At 73.7% G+C, this 16,878-nt stretch carries 13 protein-coding genes; 3 read left to right on the top strand and 10 right to left on the bottom strand.

The features are described from left to right. Positions 1-32: 32 nt before the first annotated feature. Complete coding sequence (locus C1I92_RS25515) at positions 33-4,451, bottom strand: S8 family serine peptidase (protein ID WP_158564279.1); 4,419 nt, start codon at positions 4,449-4,451, stop codon at positions 33-35. Positions 4,452-4,632: 181 nt separating this feature from the next. Here C1I92_RS25515 and C1I92_RS25510 point away from each other — a divergent pair, with 181 nt between their 5' ends. Then, a complete protein-coding gene (locus C1I92_RS25510; protein ID WP_111257453.1) occupies positions 4,633-5,439 on the top strand; it encodes a TrmB family transcriptional regulator in 807 nt (268 codons plus the stop codon). On the opposite strand, the gene C1I92_RS25505 is transcribed toward C1I92_RS25510, so the two are convergent. From C1I92_RS25505 to C1I92_RS25495, 3 genes are read right to left on the bottom strand one after another with little or no spacing between them, the layout of a single operon-like run. Continuing rightward, positions 5,436-5,855, bottom strand: a complete 420-nt coding sequence (locus C1I92_RS25505; protein ID WP_111257452.1) for a CoA-binding protein — start codon at positions 5,853-5,855, stop codon at positions 5,436-5,438. The two genes, C1I92_RS25510 and C1I92_RS25505, sit on opposite strands and share 4 nt — an antisense overlap. 38 nt (positions 5,856-5,893) lie before the next feature. Continuing rightward, on the bottom strand, positions 5,894-6,817 hold the full coding sequence (pip, locus tag C1I92_RS25500; protein WP_111257451.1) for a prolyl aminopeptidase: 924 nt from the start codon (positions 6,815-6,817) through the stop codon (positions 5,894-5,896). A gap of 4 nt (positions 6,818-6,821) precedes the next feature. Then, on the bottom strand, positions 6,822-7,871 hold the full coding sequence (locus C1I92_RS25495; protein ID WP_111257450.1) for an agmatinase family protein: 1,050 nt from the start codon (positions 7,869-7,871) through the stop codon (positions 6,822-6,824). A 101-nt stretch (positions 7,872-7,972) separates the two neighbouring features. Here C1I92_RS25495 and C1I92_RS25490 point away from each other — a divergent pair, with 101 nt between their 5' ends. After that, a complete protein-coding gene (locus tag C1I92_RS25490; RefSeq protein ID WP_111257449.1) occupies positions 7,973-8,476 on the top strand; it encodes an Lrp/AsnC family transcriptional regulator in 504 nt (167 codons plus the stop codon). Positions 8,477-8,483: 7 nt separating this feature from the next. Here the strand turns inward: C1I92_RS25490 and C1I92_RS25485 are convergent, their stop codons facing one another. From C1I92_RS25485 to C1I92_RS25460, 6 genes are read right to left on the bottom strand one after another with little or no spacing between them, the layout of a single operon-like run. Beyond that, positions 8,484-11,522: a coiled-coil domain-containing protein gene (locus tag C1I92_RS25485; protein ID WP_111257448.1), complete on the bottom strand. Its 3,039-nt coding sequence runs from the start codon at positions 11,520-11,522 to the stop codon at positions 8,484-8,486. Beyond that, on the bottom strand, positions 11,519-12,202 hold the full coding sequence (locus C1I92_RS25480; RefSeq protein WP_111257467.1) for a hypothetical protein: 684 nt from the start codon (positions 12,200-12,202) through the stop codon (positions 11,519-11,521). The genes C1I92_RS25485 and C1I92_RS25480 overlap by 4 nt, the downstream gene beginning before the upstream one ends. Next, complete coding sequence (locus tag C1I92_RS25475; protein ID WP_111257447.1) at positions 12,199-12,729, bottom strand: hypothetical protein; 531 nt, start codon at positions 12,727-12,729, stop codon at positions 12,199-12,201. The genes C1I92_RS25480 and C1I92_RS25475 overlap by 4 nt, the downstream gene beginning before the upstream one ends. After that, positions 12,726-13,937 (bottom strand): hypothetical protein, encoded by a 1,212-nt coding sequence (locus C1I92_RS25470; protein WP_111257446.1) that lies wholly within the window; start codon positions 13,935-13,937, stop codon positions 12,726-12,728. Before C1I92_RS25470 ends, C1I92_RS25475 begins: the two co-directional genes overlap by 4 nt. Before the next feature lie 41 nt (positions 13,938-13,978). Continuing rightward, positions 13,979-14,680 carry an SDR family oxidoreductase gene (locus C1I92_RS25465; protein ID WP_111257445.1) on the bottom strand — a complete coding sequence of 234 codons (702 nt, stop codon included), beginning with the start codon at positions 14,678-14,680 and terminating at the stop codon, positions 13,979-13,981. Positions 14,681-14,717: 37 nt separating this feature from the next. Further along, positions 14,718-15,668, bottom strand: coding sequence for an SMP-30/gluconolactonase/LRE family protein (locus C1I92_RS25460; RefSeq protein ID WP_111257444.1), 951 nt, complete (start codon positions 15,666-15,668; stop codon positions 14,718-14,720). 147 nt (positions 15,669-15,815) lie between these two features. Between C1I92_RS25460 and C1I92_RS25455 the strand changes: the two genes are divergently transcribed. Beyond that, a partial coding sequence (locus tag C1I92_RS25455; protein ID WP_158564278.1) for an ROK family transcriptional regulator occupies positions 15,816-16,878 on the top strand: 1,063 nt, incomplete at its 3' end.

The following is a 16,878-nucleotide window of genomic DNA, read 5'->3' as shown; positions in this document are numbered from 1 at the left end:
GCCGCGCCGGCGCTACTGCGGATCAACCCCCGTCAGTGACGTCCATCGCTGACGATGCCGACCGTCGCCGAGGCCGGATCGCCGGCCAGGTAACCGGCGCCGTCGGAGACGGTGACGGTCACCGCGCGCGGCCGCGGGCTGGGCCCACGCCGGTCGATGACGCCGACCACCTCGACCGCCGTCGTCTGCCCCGGCTCGAACGTGACGGCGCCGTCCAGCGGCTCGTAGTCGCGGCCCGGCACGGTGTACCGGTTGTTCTCGATCGAGTACGAGACCGTCAGTGCCCGCGCCGCCGCACTGGCCGGACGGGTGAAGGTGAACGCGCCGTCCGTCGCCGGCTCGACCGCGTCCGCCGTCGCCGCCACCGTGATCACCGGCAGCGCCACCGTCACGCTGTCGGAGACCGTGACCTCCTCGGCGCCCGGGTTGTCGGTCACGTGCACCGCCGAGTTCGTCAGCACCGTGCCGTCCTCGACGTCGTCGTCGACGGTGACGTCGTAGGTGATGACGGTGGGCTGCACCACGTAGTCGGCACAGACGATCGTGTCGTTCGCGATCACGCCTGCCGCGCTGGCGTTGTTCACCAGCGCGCTCCACTCCGTGCCGTCGGCGTTCTCGGTGCCGATGGTGATCGGGCCGGCCAACGGTCCGGTGATGTTGTCGTAGGCGAACACCAGGTCGTTGCTGCCGGTGACGGCGATCGCCTGCACGTCGTACGTGCCCTGAGCGCCGGCCGGGTCGCCGGCCAGCCGGAGATCGTCGAGCTCGAGGATGGAGAGCGGGCCGGCCGTCGCCAAGGACACGCCCGAGTTCGCCGCCTGGTTGTAGACGATCTGCATGTCTTGCCAGAGCATGGCGGCCAGGTTGTTCGGCCGAGCGGCGTCGGGCAGCGTCTGCGGGATTCCGGGCGTGCCGCCGTAGTTGGCCTGGCGGTTGAAGATCAGGAAGCCATCGTCGCTGAAGCCCATGCCGGCGAACGTCTCGCCGTAGAACGAGAACGTGCGGTTGGCGAATCCGGTGAACGAGACCCCGTTGCCGCCGACGCCGGCGATCGCCGAGATTCCGGCGCCCGCCAGGTCGAAGTACTCCGCCTGTCCGGTGATCGGGTTCACGCATTGCGGGTTGGTGGCGCTGGTCGTGATCCGGTAGGAGCGGTCGGCCGCCTCGGCAGTGCGCAGGGTGCCTTCCCAGGTCAGCACGCCGTCCTCGACGGTCGCGCCCTCGGTCGCCGACCCTTCCACGTACGTCGTGCCCTCGGGGAGGGTGTCGGTGATCGTGTAGGCGAGGTCCTCCGGCGTGACGTTCGGCGCGACCGTCAGCGTGTACCGGATCGTGTCGCCCGGCCCGGCCGTCTCGACCGACGCGGTCTTCGTGACGTCGTCGGCGTGGCGGGTGACGGTGACCGGGATGACGCCGATGTCGCCCGGTGAGTCCGGCGACGAGCCCAGCGCGACCGCGCCGTACCAGGTCTCGCCCGGGTCCAGGTCGGGCTCGTCGTAGAACGCGCGGACGGTGAACGGCTCGCCCAGCGGCTGCGTTGCCGGCCCCTCGACCGTCAGGTTGCCCTCGCCGGCGGTCACGACCGCCGTGCCCAGCGTGACGGTGTCGGTGCCACCCGGCGTCGATGCGTCCCAGTTCTGCACCAGGATCCACCAGGTGCCCGCCTCCGGGCTGCCGACGTCGCAGAACTCGGCCGCGCTGCCGGTGGCGCTGCTGCACCGCTCGGTCGCCTCGCTCGGCGTGTCGCCGACGCCGACGAACAGGTCCAGGTCCGGCGCCGTCGAGTCCGACAGCTGCGCGACCAGCCGGGCCGCGTCCTCCGGCACATCGACCAGGATCGTCGCCGTCCCGTTGCCGTCGTACGGGTCGTCGTTGGTGCTGTCCTCGGCGATCGACAGCTGCTGCTCCTCGACCGGGACCAGGCCGCCCACCGTCGCGGTGAACTCCTCGATCTCGATCGACTCGATCGGGTCGGACTCCTGCGAGCCGGCGTCGCGGCGGGTGTCGATGTCGATGGCCTCGGGCAGCACACCGTTGGACGGCAGCGCGGCCACCGGCAGGTGCGCGACCGGCGCGGCCGAGCCCGCCGCCGGCGTGAGCACGACGTTGGCGAACTGGTAGGCGTCGGTCGGCGCGCCGGTGACGTCCGCGGTGATGGTCAGCTCGATGTCCTGGCCGTCGGCGATGGTGAACGTCGACGGCTCCACCGTCACCGCGATGCCGTCGGTGATGGAGTCGGTGCTGACGGTCCAGGCGCCGGCGCCGGTCGACGTGCCGGTGACGGTCCGGGTCCACTCGCACGTCTGCAGGCACTGGCGGTCGGCCATGCTCGGGGTGTTGACCTGCTTGAGGTCGCCGCCGGCGTCGGGATCGGCGGCGGCGTACTCGGCCGGCGCGACGTCCAGCACCAGGCCGGCCATCGCGGCCACCTCGAGGTCGATCCGGCCGGAGCCCATGTCGAACCAGTCCGCAGGTGAGCCGTCGGTGTCGGTGACGTCGGTCGTCGACGTCGTCATCACCGCGGACTGCGCCTCGGCCGGCGTCCAGTCGTCGCCGTGCAGCGCCTTGAGCAGCGCGAACGAACCGGCCACGTGCGGGCTGGCCATCGAGGTGCCGGAGATGAAGCCCCACGAGACCTCGTTGCCGACGCCGTTCGCGGCCAGCACGTCGACACCGGGTGCGGTGACGGCCGGCGAGATCAGCTCGACGGCACGGTTCGGGCCGCGGCTGGAGAACGACGCCATGATGTCGCCGAGGTCGTCGGAGATCGCCTCGAGGCCGCCGGACAGCGACGCCTTCTCGCCGGTGACCGACGCCATCCACGCCTTCAGCGCGACGCCGTCGGCGAAGCTGATGTGGACGGCCGGGATGACGTGCGCGTCGGCGTTCAGCGAGGTGCCGCTGGGCTCGTCGTTGGCGAGGATGAAGCCGGCCGCTCCCAGGTCGCCGACGACCTGGCCCTTCTCGACCCGGCCGTTCTCGCCGCGGTCGCAGACCACGATCTGGCCGGTGAAGTCGGTGCCGGCCGGGAACTGGCCCGCGACACACCGCGGGTTGCCCAGGTCACCGGCGTTGACCAGCGGGAGCGTCCCCGCGCTGGCGGCGCTGAAGCCCTGGCCACGGATCGCCGGCAGCGTCGCGCCGCCGTCTGCGGTGAGGTTCTGCACCTCGGCCTGCCACTGCCGGTTGTGCTGCGCCGCGCCGACGGCCGTCACCCACGGCACGTCGCCGGGGGAGCCGGTGGTGGCCGCGCCCGGCCCTTCGTTGCCGGCGGAGGTCGCGACGTAGATGCCGGCCGCGCGGGCGTTCAGGAACGCGACGGAGTCCGGGTCGCTCCACGGGTCCGGCGAGGCCGACGGGCTGCCGATGGAGTAGTTGATGACGTCGACACCGTCGGCGATGGCCTGATTGATGCCGGCGAGCGTCGCCGCGTTCGGGCAGGTGCCGGGCTGGCAGACGTCGTAGGCGATGACGTTCGCATGCGGCGCGACGCCCTTGATGGTGCGCGTCGCGCTGAACTCGTGCTCGGTGCCCTCGGCGCTGAACGTGGTGGCCGAGACCTGGTTGCCGGCCGACGTGCTCGCGGTGTGGCTGCCGTGGCCGTCGCTGTCGTACGGGTTGGCGCCGTCGTCGGGGGTGAAGTCCCACGCGCCGATCAGCTTGTCGTTGCAGCCCCAGTCGGGGATGAAGATCGTCGTGTTGGCCGGGTTGCAGACGCCGACGTAGGTGCCCGCGCCGAGCGGGTTCGTGTGGTCGTACCCATCGCCGCCCTCGGCCGCCGGCACGACGTCGGCGAACGACGGGTTGGCCGGGTTGATGCCGGTGTCGAGGACGCCGACGACGATGCCCTCGCCCTTCGTGCCGGTGTCGGCCGGATCCGGGCTGCCGGAGCCGTCCCACAGCGACGGCGCGCCGATCCACTCCGGCCCGACGTCGGTGTGCAGCTCGTGGTTCCGGTTGACCGTGACCGCCGTGACGCCGGGCAGCTCGGCGACCGCGAGCGCCTCGTCCTTCGTCAGCTCGACCGCGATGCCGTTGAGGGCGTACGTGTAGGTGAACGCGACCTCGGGGGCGTGGCCGATCTCGTCGTCGATCCGCTCGACCAGCTCCGCCTGCGCCTCCTCGAGATGACCGGCGTAGGCCTGGGCGGCCCGGCTGTCCGCGTTCAGCGGCGCGGCGCCGCGAGCCTGCGGGCCGGTGGCGGCGAGGCCGTCGATGCCGCCGTCGTAGGCGGGGACGGCGGGCTGCTCCAACTGCACGATGTACAGCTCCGGCGCCGCGGCGGTGCCGAGCCGGAGGGCGACGCCCTTCTCCTGCTGCTGGACGGCGAGGTCGGTGACCGCTTCGAGCTGGTCGGTGAGCGGCGGTTCCGCGGGGGCGGCTCCGGCGGCCTGGGTGAGTCCCAGGGCGAGGGCCACGGCCGCCGGCAGGGTCAGGCTGCGACGCAACATGCGGGCTCCTTCAACGACGAACCCGCCGGCCATTCCGGGGTGTGCTGGGCGGCGGGCGTGATGCGTGCGTTCCAGGCGGATGACGTGGAGCGATGCGGACTGTCACAGACCGTCTGGTAACCGGTGAAACTAGACGAACGCTGTCACCACTGTCAATGGTGACAAGTTAGGGTGGGGCCGCATGGACACGTCCGCCACCGTCGCCGGTCTCGTCGACCTCGGCCTCACCAGCTACGAGGCTCGGGCCTACGTCGCGCTGGCCGGCCGCCGCGACGCCACCCCGGCGGAGATCGCCCGGATGGCGTCCATCCCGCGGCAGCGCGCCTACGACGTCCTCGCGACGCTGGCCGAGCGCGGGCTGGTCGGGCAGGTCCCCGGCCAGCCGGTGCGGTACCGCGCGCAGCCGCCGGACCACGTCACCGACCTATTGCTGGCCGTGCGCCGCCGCGAGCTGGACCGGCTCGCGCGGACCACGACCGATCTCGCCGGCCCGCTGCGCACGTTGTTCCTGCGCGGCCAGGACCACGGCAACCCGTTCGACTACGTCGAGGTGCTGCGCGACCGCGAGCACGCCGTCGAGCGGGTCGAGCGGCTGTGGACCGAGGCCCGGCACGAGGTGCTGACGCTCGTCCACCCGCCCTACCTCGGCGCCTCGACCCCGTCGACCGGCTCGATCCCGCCCGGCATCGTCCAGCGCTCCATCTACGAGACGTCGATCATGGACGACCACGAGATGGCCGAGCGGGTGCGGGCCTGGGTGGCGATGGGCGAGCAGGTCCGGCTCACCACCGAGCTGCCGCTGAAGCTGACCATCGTCGACGGCCGGTCAGTGGCGTTCAACATGCCCGACCCGGCCGAGGGCGCCGGCTCGGTGACGACGCTGGTCGTGCAGCACGAGGCGCTGGCGGCGACGCTGAAGATCGCGTTCGAGACCCTGTGGTCGGCGGCGGTGACGCTGGACGACGTCGCGGCGGCGCGGACGTACTAGCGCGCCTCGATGGCGGGGCAGGTGTTCATGACGACGTCCAGCCCGGCCGCCTTCGCGCGCTCCGCCGCGTCCTCGTCGATGACGCCGAGCTGCAGCCAGACGGCCGTGATGCCCAGGCGCTCCTTCTCCGCGATCGCGTCGTCCACGACCTCGCCGACCCGCCGGCTGTTCACGAAGCAGTCCACGACGTCGACCGGCCCCGGCACGTCGGCGAGCCGCTTGTAGCCCTGCGCGTCCAGGGTGTCCTCGCCGCGCGGGTTGACCGGCACGATGGTCATGCCGAGGCGGTCGCGCAGGAACCGCGCCACCCCGTACGCGGCCCGCTCGCGGTTCTGCGACAACCCGACGACGGCCCAGGTCGCGGGCGTCGTGAGCAGGCGGTCGACGGTGTCGGGATCGTTCACGTGAGGGCTCACCCTTCGAGCGTATGTCGCCTTGCTCGGACGCCCTCACGTCAGCCGGCGAGGGCGTCGGTGGCGCGGCGCAGTTCGGCGGCGACGGCGCCACCGGGCGACGCGTGGCCGGCGTCGACGACGACGAGGCGGGCGTCCGGCCAGGCCCGGGCCAGCTCCCAGGCCGTGCCGACCGGCGTCTGCACGTCGGCGCGGCCGGCCACCAGCACGCCGGGGATGCCCCGCAGCCGGCCGGCGTCGCGCAGCAGCTGGTCGTCCGTCAGCCAGCCGCCGTGGCGGAAGTAGTGCACGGTCAGCCGGACGAACGTCGCCGCGAACCGCGGGTCCGGGAAGGTGTCGGCCGGATCCCGGCCCAGCGTCGCCGCCTCCCAGGCGCACCAGGCCGCCACCGCGCCATCGCGGACCGCGCGGTCGGGGTCCCGCAACAGCCGGTGATAGGCGCCGATGACGTCGGCGGCGCTCATTGCGCCGGGCGCCGGCGCGCTGAACTGCGCCCATGCCTCCGGGAAGAACCGGGCCGCGCCGCCGCCGTAGAGCCAGTCGTCCTCGCCGCGGCGCAGCAGCGCGACGCTGGCCAGCACCATCGCGGTGACACGGTCCGGGTGCGCCTGCGCGTACGCCAGGCCCAGCGTGCTGCCCCACGACCCGCCGAGCACCAGCCAGCGCTCGATGCCACGGTCGACGCGCAGCCGCTCGAGGTCCTCGACCAGCGCCCAGGTGTGGTTGGCGGACAGGTCGGCGTGGTGGTCGAGGACCCTTGGCGTGCTGCGCCCGCAGCCGCGCTGGTCGAGCAGCACGACCCGGTAGAGCGCCGGGTCGAACAGCTCCCGGTGCGCCGCCGTGCAACCGGCGCCCGGGCCGCCGTGCAGCACGACGGCGGGCCGGCCGGCCGGGTTGCCGCACTCCTCCCAGTACACGCGGTGCCCGTCGCCGACGTCGAGCAGGCCGTGCGCGTACGGCTCCATCGGCTCAGGGCTCCGTCACCGGGGTGGGATCGTAGCCGCGCCAGCCGCCGTCGCCGTGCGTGCGCAGGAACAGTCCGGCCAGGAACGTCAGCACGGCCGAGGTGACGTTGCGGCCGGTGATGGCCGCGACGTCGCGGACGGGGTCGTGCTCGACGACGTCGATGGCGGCGACGCGCGGGTCCTGGCCGAGGACGAACAGCGCCTCGTAGAGATCCAGGGGGTGGAGCCCTTCGGCGGTCGGCGCGCCGGTGCCCGGCGTGTACGCGGACTCCAGCACGTCGACGTCCACGGTGACGTAGATGGCGTCGGCGCCGCGACCGGCGATCTCCAGCGCCGCCGCGACGGTGTCGTCGATGCCCTGCCGCCGGACCTGGCGGCCGGTCACGATGGTGCCGCCGTGACCTTCGACCCAGCGCTTGTAGTAGCTGGCGTTCATGAACCCGTGGATGCCGATCTGCACCAGGTTCTCGCCGTGGAAGCCCACGCCGGCGCCGAGCAGCTGGCGGATCGGCGTGCCGTTGGTGGGGCCGTGGTCGAGCACCCGGACGTCGTTGTGGGCGTCGAAGTGGATGAGCCCGAACCGCTCGCCGGGGTGGTGCCGGGCGAACGCGCGGGCCGCCGGCGCGGTGACGGCGTGGTCGCCGCCGAGCAGGACCAGGAAGAACTCCTCGGGCAGCGTGAGCACGGCGGCGACGGTCTCCTCGATGCGGCGCAGCCCCTCGCGCGGGTCCATGACCGGCATCGCGATGTCGCCGAGGTCGCGGGCCACCATGGTCTGCAGGTCGACGTCGAAGTCCGGCGTGTATGTGGTGAAGCCGGGCAGCGACAGGCGGAACGCATCGGGTTGGGCGAACGCGCCGGTCGGGACGATGGACGTCGCACTCAGGCCGGCGTTGAGGATGCCGACATCCAGGGGCGAGGCGAAGTCCCACGGCTCGAGCCAGTTCGCGACGCGCGGCTCGTGCCGGTCCTCGAACGCCGCCCGGACGACAAGGCGCGGCGGCCGCAGGTGGTGCAGCCCGCGTGCGAGTGCCGGCTCGGTGAGGTCCGTCATGCCACTTGAGACTGGAGGATCACCGTTGTTGCTGCAAGACTTCTGCAGAAGTCACGGAAGCAGTGCCAAGTACCGTCATTCCTACGAGAACGCGAGCCGGTATGGCCGATGAGTCGAAGAACCTGCAGAAGGCCGCGGGCCTGTCCGCGGCCGAGGTCCGGCTGCTGCGAGCCCTGGCCGACGACGCCCGCACGACGAACGCGGCGCTGGCATCGGCCGCTGACATGCCGGCCTCGACCTGCCTGCAACGCGTCCAGTCGCTGCGCCGCCGTGAGGTGGTCCGCGGCTTCCACACCGACATCGACCGCCGGGCCCTCGGGCTGGACCTCGAGGTGCTGGTCGCCGTCGAGCTGGACGAGCAGGACCCGGCCCACTCGCGCCGGTTCGTGGACATCTGCCGATCGCTGGAGCACGTCATGGCGGTCCTGCTGGTCAGCGGGCAGCACCACTTCCAGCTGCAGGTGCAGGTCGCGAACACCGAGGACCTGCTCGCTCAGGTGATCCGGCCGCTGGAGGCGCTCCCGTTCGTCCGCCGCACGGACACGTCGATCGTCTTCGGCCACTGGCGCCGGCACAGCCCGCTCGGCGCCATGACCCGCACCTGAGGCTCCATCAGTCGACGTCGAGGGTGCCGGGGCGGTAGGAGGACATCCAGGAGCGCAGCAGCTCGACCCGGTCGCTGTTGGCGTCGTTGCCGACGACGACCGGCTCCTCGTTGTAGGCCATCGTGTCCGAGCGGCGGCGCAGCTTCACGTACAGGCCCGACGCCTCGATGGCGTAGCGCTCCATGTCGTCCTGCAGGGCGCCGACGACGGTGATGTTGTGGTCGTTGCCGATCCGCTCGAACAGCGCGACGGCCTCGCGGCGGTGCTGCTTGCCGAGGTTGCGGCCCAGCTCGTCGAGGATCAGCAGCAGCGGCCGGTCCCCGCCGCGGGCCAGGGCCGCGGCACAGACCAGCTTGACCGCCTTCTCGTCCATCTGCGCGGTGTTGCTGCGCAGCGTGTACGCCGACATCCGCTGGCCCTCGGCGCGCCGCCACTTCGGGCTGACGGTCCACCGCCAGGGCTTGTCCGGCTCGGCCGGCGGCTCCGGCTCGGGGTAGTCCAGCCCGGCGCCGTAGCCGCCGTACTCCTGGTCCAGCCGGTCGAACTCGGACGCGACCTTCTTCAGCATCGTCTTGATGCCGGTCGCCAGCGACGTGCGGTGGGCGCGCGCGGTCTGCTCGGCCTCGCTGTGCCCGAGCCGGCCGGTCGCGAGGTCCGCGGCGCGCCTGGCCCGCTGCTCGGCGATCTGCTTGAGCTGGTGCCGGTCGTGGTCCTCGTGGTCGCGCAGGTGCGTGTCCAGCGCCCGCAGCAGCGGCGCGACCAGACCGACGCGGGTCTCCAGCGCCGCGCCGGACCAGTTCGGCGTGACGATCAGCTCGCGCAGCTCCGCGGTCAGCTCCTCCGGCGGGGTGCCGGGCGGGAAGCAGCGGACGGCGACCTCGTCGGTCAGCCGGGTGGCGTCCTCGTCCCACTGCGCGGTGGTGCGTGCCTGCAGCTCGGCCGGCAGTTCGACGAGGTGCCGGCGGGCGGCGTCGGGCGAGTCGCCCCAGGCCTTCTCCCGGTCCAGCAGGCCGAGGCCGTCGCGCTCCTCGGTCAGCGCGAACTTCTCCGCCTCCTGCTCCCGGACCGTGACGGTGAGCCGCTTGCGGGTGTCGCGCAGGCTGGTGATCCGCTCCTCGCGCGAGTTGTGCACGCCCAGCTCGTGCGCGTACGCCGCCTCCGCCGCGGTCAGCTCCGGCGCCAGCGCGTCCCGGCGCTCCTGCCGCTCGGCGTTGGCCTCGCGCAGCTCGCCGATCTCATCCTGCAACCCCTCGGCCCGTTCCGCCGCCTCCGCGGCCTTCGCCCGCGCCTCGGCCCGCGACAGCGCCGCCCGCGCCTGCTCGACGGCCGCCGTCGCCTCGTCGAGCGACGCGGTCAGGGCGCGGTGCGCCTCCTGAGCAGCGGCGACGCGGGCCGGCTGGCCGGTGATCGGCTCGGCGAACCCACCGATGGCCAGCACCCCGGCCGCCTCGTCGACGACGGGAGCGGTGCCGGCCCGCGCGGCGATCGCGTCGAGGAACGTCGTGAGGTCGCGCTTCGCGGCCGGCCCGTCGGCCAGCACGAGCAGCGAGCCCGGCAGCCCGGCCAGCACCTTCGCCGCCTTCTCCGCGTCCTTCCGGCCGACGACGACGGCCTCGCGGTACGGCGTCAGCCGCGGCTCCCACACGTCCCGCTCGGCCGGGTCGACGGCGACGACGTCGACCAGCGCGGCCGCGTCGACGCCGGACGCGCGCAGCCGTTCGACCTGCTCGGCGGCGACGTCGTCACCGGACTCGGCCGCCGCGACGCGACCGGCCGCCGAGCTGGCTTCGGCCCGCGCGACGGCCTGCGCCGCGATCGCCTCCTCCAGCGCCGTCCGCGCCTGCGCCAGCTCCTCGGCGGCGACGTCCGGGGTGCGGCCGTCCGCGGCCCGCGCCTCGTCGGTGAGCGATCGGACAGTCGAGCTGAGCCTTTCCAAGTGCTGGGCGGCGGCGAGCTGCGCGGCCTCCAGCTCCCGGTCGCGGGCGATCAGCTCGTTGCGGGCCCGCTGCGCCGCCTCGAACCGGCGCGCGGACTCGTCGTCGTCGGTCAGCGCGGCCAGCCGATCCTCGGCCGCCGCCAGCTCCTCGCGCAGCGCCGCCTCGGCGACGTCCAGCTCGGCCAGCGCCTGCCGCAGCTCGGCGGCCCGCTCGACGCCGTCCAGCAGGTGCCGCGCGCACCGCGACCGCCACGCCGCCCGCGCCTCGCCGAGCAGCTCACGCGCGGCCAGCCGGCGGGCGATGCCGGCCTCGATGACGGCGACCTCGCTCTCCCACTCGGCGATCTGCCGCTCGGTCTCCTCGACCTCGCTGCGGTGCCGGTGCTCGGCCGAGCGCAGCACCTGCTCGTGCTCCAGCTCGCGGTCCAGCCCGGTGAGCGTCGCGATCGCGTCGAAGATCCGGTGCGGCGGCAGGTCGTTCAGCGGCTGGGCCAGCAGGTTCGCCGCCTGGCTGGACCGCACCGACGTCGACAGGAACGACACGCAGCGCGCGTTCTGCCCGAACAGCACCCGCGACAGCTGGCCGGCGTGGAAGTCGGTGCGGCCGTTGCTGCGCGGCAGCTGCGCCCACAGCTCGTCCACCCGCGCGGCCCGCTCGGACTCCGTCGCGCCGTACGGGACGTGCAGCCCACCGGTCCAGCGCAGGTCCAGGTAGGGCGCCTTGCGGTTGATCCGCAGCCAGACGGTGATGGCGTCGTCCTGCGGCGCGGTGCCGGGCGAGGCGAACACGCCGACGACGTAGCCGCGGTCGACGTTGGACCAGCGGCCCTCCTGCGCGGCCAGCTCGGCGGTGAACAGCAGCTCGGCCGCGCCGGCGGCGCCGCTGGCCAGCTTCCACTGCTCGTCGGCGTGCAGCAGGCTGAGCGCGGCGATGAACGACGACTTCCCGGCGCCGTTGGAGTCCTTCGGTCCCTGCCCGGCGACGGTGACCAGCCCCTGGCCGATCATCGGGATCGGGTGGGTGGACAGCCGGGAGATGTCGACGACCTGGACGCCCACGAGCACCCGCTCGCCGACGACGTCGAAGGCGCCCGGTGCGGCAGCGCTCACGTGTCCTCGTTTCCTTCGGGTGTGGTGCTGGTGGTCGCCGGGGCTGCCGGACGCCGGGCGCGGATGGCCGCGGCCAGCGGGCTGTCCGGCGCGGCGGCCAGGATCAGCTCGTGCTCCAGCCGCTCGCGGGCGGGCTTGGTGAGCCGGTGCAGCGCGGGTCCGGGCAGGTAGGCGGGGCCGTCGACGGACGCGGACCGCCCGCGCGGCGGCGCGATCTGCACCAGCCCGGCGGCCCGCAGCCGTTGCAGCGCCGGCCGGATCTCGCCGCGCGGCAGCTGCGTGTACCGGGTCAGCTCGTCGACGGAGGTCGGGTGCGCCGACGTCCACGAGTCGCCGCTGACCAGTCCCTGGCTGCGCGGGATCGCGACGGAGTGGACGAGCACCAGGACCAGCACCGCGCGGTCGATCCGGGACTGCGCCGTCGCGCCCTCGGCGGCCAGCGCGGCCATGACGTCGTCGCGGAACCCGGAGGTCCAGTGCGTGCCGCCGACCCGGACCAGCGTGCGGCCGAGCCGGTACAGCAGCCGCTGCAGGTCGCGGCGGACGGTCGCGTCGCGCAGCGCCAGCAGCTGCGCCTCCGGCACCGGCTCGCGGCCGTGCTCCAGCGCGGCGAACGCGGCCAGCACCTCGTCGCGGTGCCGCTCGTTGAGGTCGGCGAGCACGGAGTCGAAGACGGTCACGACGTCGGCTCCGGCGCGGGCATCGAGCGCCACAGCTCGCGCAGCGTGCTCAGCTCGGCGGCGCTCCACGACGCCACTCGCGGACCGAGCCGCACGACGCGGGTGTCCTCGTCGAACAGCACCCAGCCGGCGCCGGCCAGCCGGCGGACGGCGCCCATCGCGGCGGCGTGCAGCGCCCGCTCGTCACGGCTGCCCGTGATGGCCCGGAACACGCCGATGACCTGGTCGAACGGGGCCGGCGTGGCGGGCCAGACCGGGCCGGTGGACTCGGTCCAGCAGCAGCGCAGGCAGGCCGCGAGCACCCGCGCGGAGTCGTTCGGCTGGTCGACGGCGACGCCGGCCAGTCCGAGCTCGTCGAGCACATCCGGCCGCGCGTTGTCGGGCAGCTCCGGCAGCAGCCAGACGGCGCTCGCGTCGGGCTCGACCAGCCGGATCATGCCGGTGGGGTGGGCGCCGGCCGGTTCGACGCGCTGCGGCCCGGCCGCGCGGTGCCGCGCCCACCACAGGGCGGTGTCGTCGACGTTCATCGACTCTCGGCCCGCCGGAACGTCCCCTCCGACACCCAGGACGGGTCGCCGGCGGGGTCGACGCGCAGGCCGCCGGACCACGTCAGCTCGTAGCTGAGGTCGGGGTGGTGGTGGATCGCGGTGAGGTCGGCCAGCAGCCGGCGCGCGGACGGCCAGTCGCCGGCGCCGTCGAGCACGTCGGCAACCGTCACCTCAGTGCCGTCGCCGAGCAGCCGCTCCGCGGTCGCCCGCAGCGCCTCCGCGTCGTCGGCCGGGCGGATGTCGTCGGGCGGCGGCTGGCTCGGCCCCTCCGGCCGGGGCGGCGGCTGGCGGACGGTGTTCGCGCCGCGGCCGCTCTCGACCGCCTCGGTGAGCAGGTTCGGCGAGAACCACGGCGCCGGCGCGTCGAAGACGAAGGTGTCCAGCACGGCGGCGAGGTCGTCCTCGTCCGCCGTCCGGGCGAAGCTCAGCCACGTCTCGACCGACAGCAGTCCGAGCGCCCGCGTCGTGCCGGCCTGCTCGATCAGGCGGCCGGCCGCCTTCTCGACGGCGTCGGCGTACGCGGCCAGCGCGATGCGCAGCGCGGTGCACTCGCGGTCCAGCTGCGGCCAGCGCCCCAGCACGACGGTATGCACCTCTTCGGCCTGGCTGATCAGGCCCTTGTTGCCCCACAGCAGCTGCGCGTGGTCGCCCAGCTGCTCGGCGGTGCTGCCCGCGGCGAGGATGGCCAGCTCGTTGCCGAGATGCCGGAAGATCCTGGTCAGCCGGCTGATGGTGGTCTGCCCGGTCTCGGGCGTGGCGTCCGGCGCGGTGACGCTGACGTGCTCGAGCGTCAGCAGCTGGTGCAGCTCGGCCTGGCCGCCCTGCTCGGCCAGCCGGCGCAGGAACAGCAGCATGACGTACGGGGCGAACGCGGCCCGGTGGAACCGCTCGTTCGGGCGCTCGACGACCTTGCTGATCGCGCCGTACTCGCGCAGCACCTCGAACCGGCGGTGGATCAGGCCCGGGTCGATGGGCCGGCACGCGGCGACCGCCTGGTCGACGGTGAGCCCGTCGCGGCCGGCGTCGGCGAACGCGTCGAGGATCGCCTCGTCGACGTCGAGCAGCTCCAGGTCGCTGATCATCGCGCCGGACTCGCGCGCGAGCACCGCGAAGACCTGCCGGTAGAGCCGCTCGACCGCGGCATCGCCGGCGAGCTGATCGATGGTCAGCTCGGGTCCGGCGGTCATCGGGACAGCATGCCATCCGAGGCGCGGCGCCGCCCAACCGATCAGTTCTGCTGGCCGATCGGACGAACGATGATCTCGTTGACGTCGACGTGCGGCGGCTGGCCGACGGCGTAGAGGACGGCCGCGGCGACGTCGTCGGGGTCGAGCTTCGGGTCGCCGCGCCGGTGCTCCGGGATGGCGCCGGTGTCGACGAGGCCGGGCTGCAGCAGCGTCACGCGGATGCCGGTGCCGACCAGCTCCGCGCGGATGGCCTGCGCCAGGCCGGTGACCGCCCACTTCGTCGCGGCGTAGAGGTTGCCGGGACGGATGCCGCGGCCCGCGGCCGAGCCGGTGAGCAGCAGGTGGCCGCTCGTGCGGCGCAGCGCCGGGATGGTCGCGCGGGCGGTCAGCGCCGGGCCGTAGACGTTGGTGAGGACGAGGTCGCGCCACTCCTCGGGCGGCGCGCCGCCGTCGCCGAGGAACGACGTGACGACGCTCGCGCCGGCGTTCGCGAGCACGACGTCCAGCCGCCCCCACGTCCGCTCGACGTCGGCGACCAGGCCGCTCAGCGCCGTCCAGTCGGTCACGTCGACGGTCCTTGCGATGACCCGGTCCTCGCTGGTCAGCTCGGCCGCCAGGGCATGAAGTGGGCCGGGGCTCCGCGCCGTCAGCACCAGCCGGTAGCCGGCCGCCGCGGCCCGGCGGGCGACGGCCGCGCCGATGCCCCGGGACGCGCCGGTGATCAGGAAGACCTTGTCGGTCATGCGGCGACCCTAGGCGGCCCTTCGCGATGAGCCACGGTCAGGGCTTGTCGACCACCACGACGTCGTAGTCCGTGCCCGGCGGGACGCCGTCGCCCAGCGGTGGCGGCAGGCCGACGTCGAAGCGAGCGTTGACCACGGCCAGCCGGTTGCCGTGCTCGGCAACCGTGGTGGGGATGCGGAACAGGTCGTCCACGTCGGCGTCGGTGATGACGTCGGTGATGCTGCCGCTGGACAGGTCGCGGCTCAGCGTGACGCCGACGACGCGGTTGGCGAAGTTCTCCACCACCCAGAGCGTCCGGCCGTCGAGCAGGATGCCGTCCTGCGTGCCCGGCGTCAGCGGCTCGCCGACGATCTCGATCTCCGCGCTGGCGCCGGTCGCCGGGTCGACGGTGAACAGCGCGCCGAGCGCCGAGTGCGCCACGACGAGCGTGCGGCCGTCCGGGGTCGCCGTGATGCCGTTGAGGTTGAAGTCGCCGGCGATGGTGGCGGCCGGGCCGCTCAGCGCGATGGTCTCCGGCGCGCCGGCGCCGCCCGGGCCCAGCGGTATCCGGTACAGCACCGGGTTGAGCGAGTCGGTCACGTAGGCGGCGTCGCGGGTGACGGTGACGTCGTTGAGGAACGCGGTGCCTGCCGGGGCCACCGCGAGGTCGGCCAGTGGGTCGCCGTCGCGGCTGTCGTAGACGAAGACCCGTCCGGTGATGCCGCCGGCGACGACGATCGTCCGGTGCCGCTGGTCCACCTTCAGGCCGACGGCCTGCCGGCCGGGCGGCGCGTCGACGAGGACGTCACCGGCGCCGGTGCGAAGGTCGCCCCGGTAGATGTCGCCGTCGGCGAGCGAGCCGACGTAGAACGTGTCGCCGGCGCCGACCGCGATGCCCTCCGGGGAGAAGTCGTCCGGCAGCGGCAGGGAGTCCGGCGACGGGCGGGCGGCGGCAGTCGTCAGCACGGCGACGGGTGCGATGAGCAGCAGTGCGAGGATCTTGGACATGGTGGCCGCCCCCTCGAGGCCTGGGTCCGGTGCGATCGTTCCGGTATAGCCCACGCCGGCCGCGAGGTCCAGATGGCAGCGAGGTTGTACCGTGTCGGCAAGAATTCTTTTCACAAGAGTCCTTCCAGATGCTGGATCGGAGATCACGTGTCGCAACGACCGGGCACGCCGAGCCTGCTGCGTGCGATGAACGACCGCAGCGCTCTCGAGCTGCTGCTCGCCGCCGGGCCGCTGACCCGCGTCGACCTGGGCCGGATGACCGGGCTGTCCAAGGTGACGGCGTCGCAACTGCTCGCGCGGCTGCAGGAGCGCGACCTCGTCGAGGTCGTCGGCACGCGGTCGGCCGGCCGCGGCCCCAACGCCGAGCTGTACGCCGTCCGGCCCGGCTGCTCGTACTCCATCGGCATCGAGCTCAACCCCGACGTCGCCGAGGCGGCCGTCGCCGACCTCACCGGCGCGGTCGCCGGCTCGGTGACGGCGCCGGTCGCGGCCGAGATCACCGCCACCGGCGGCGCCGACTCGCGCCGGCTGGTCCACGACATGGCCCGGGCCGCCGCAGAGGAGGCCGGGCTCACGCTCGCCGACATCGACGACGTCGTCATCGGCCTGCCCGGCGTCGTCGACCCGGCGACCGGCGACATCGAGCTCTCCTTCGACCTGCCCGGCTGGCATCGCGGCATGCGCGAGCTGCTGGCCGCCGACCTCGGCTGCGACGTCACGTTCGAGAACGACGTCAACCTCGCCGCCGTCGCCGAACGCGCCGAGGGCGCCGGCCGCGACGTCGACGACATGGTGCTGCTGTGGATCGGCCGCGGTGTCGGTCTGGCGGTCGTGCTCAGCGGGCACCTGCACCGCGGCGCGACCGGCGCCGCCGGCGAGATCGGCTACCTCCCGATGCCCGGCGTGCCGTCCCCGGCCAGCGTGGAGCGGCCGGCCAGCGGCGCGTTCCAGGCCCTCGTCGGCGCCGGCGCCGTGGACGAGCTGGCGGCGGAGTACGGGATCGTGGCCGACGGCGCGGCCGCCTCGGTGCGGGCCGCGCTGGCCGGCGGCGGTGCGGCGGCGGACGGCTTCCTGCAGGCGTTCTCGCACCGGCTGGCGCTCGGTGTCGCGTCGGTGTGCGCCGTCGTCGACCCGGCGCTCGTGGTGGTCGCCGGGGAGGCTGTGTCTTATAAACATTTCCGAGCCCACGAGACTAGCGCTCATATCGTAT

Source organism: Jiangella anatolica, from assembly GCF_003236295.1.
In the GTDB taxonomy this organism is placed as follows: Bacteria; Actinomycetota; Actinomycetes; order Jiangellales; family Jiangellaceae; genus Jiangella; species Jiangella anatolica.
This window is presented reverse-complemented; position numbering and strand designations above follow the sequence as displayed.

Coding starts and splice junctions, on each gene's coding strand:
- C1I92_RS25515 (WP_158564279.1), bottom strand. CDS start 4,451: ATGTTGCGTCGCAGCCTGACCCTGCCGGCGGCCGTGGCCCTCGCCCTG.
- C1I92_RS25510 (WP_111257453.1), top strand. CDS start 4,633: ATGGACACGTCCGCCACCGTCGCCGGTCTCGTCGACCTCGGCCTCACC.
- pip (WP_111257451.1), bottom strand. CDS start 6,817: ATGGAGCCGTACGCGCACGGCCTGCTCGACGTCGGCGACGGGCACCGC.
- C1I92_RS25495 (WP_111257450.1), bottom strand. CDS start 7,871: ATGACGGACCTCACCGAGCCGGCACTCGCACGCGGGCTGCACCACCTG.
- C1I92_RS25490 (WP_111257449.1), top strand. CDS start 7,973: ATGGCCGATGAGTCGAAGAACCTGCAGAAGGCCGCGGGCCTGTCCGCG.
- C1I92_RS25475 (WP_111257447.1), bottom strand. CDS start 12,729: ATGAACGTCGACGACACCGCCCTGTGGTGGGCGCGGCACCGCGCGGCC.
- C1I92_RS25470 (WP_111257446.1), bottom strand. CDS start 13,937: ATGACCGCCGGACCCGAGCTGACCATCGATCAGCTCGCCGGCGATGCC.
- C1I92_RS25465 (WP_111257445.1), bottom strand. CDS start 14,680: ATGACCGACAAGGTCTTCCTGATCACCGGCGCGTCCCGGGGCATCGGC.
- C1I92_RS25460 (WP_111257444.1), bottom strand. CDS start 15,668: ATGTCCAAGATCCTCGCACTGCTGCTCATCGCACCCGTCGCCGTGCTG.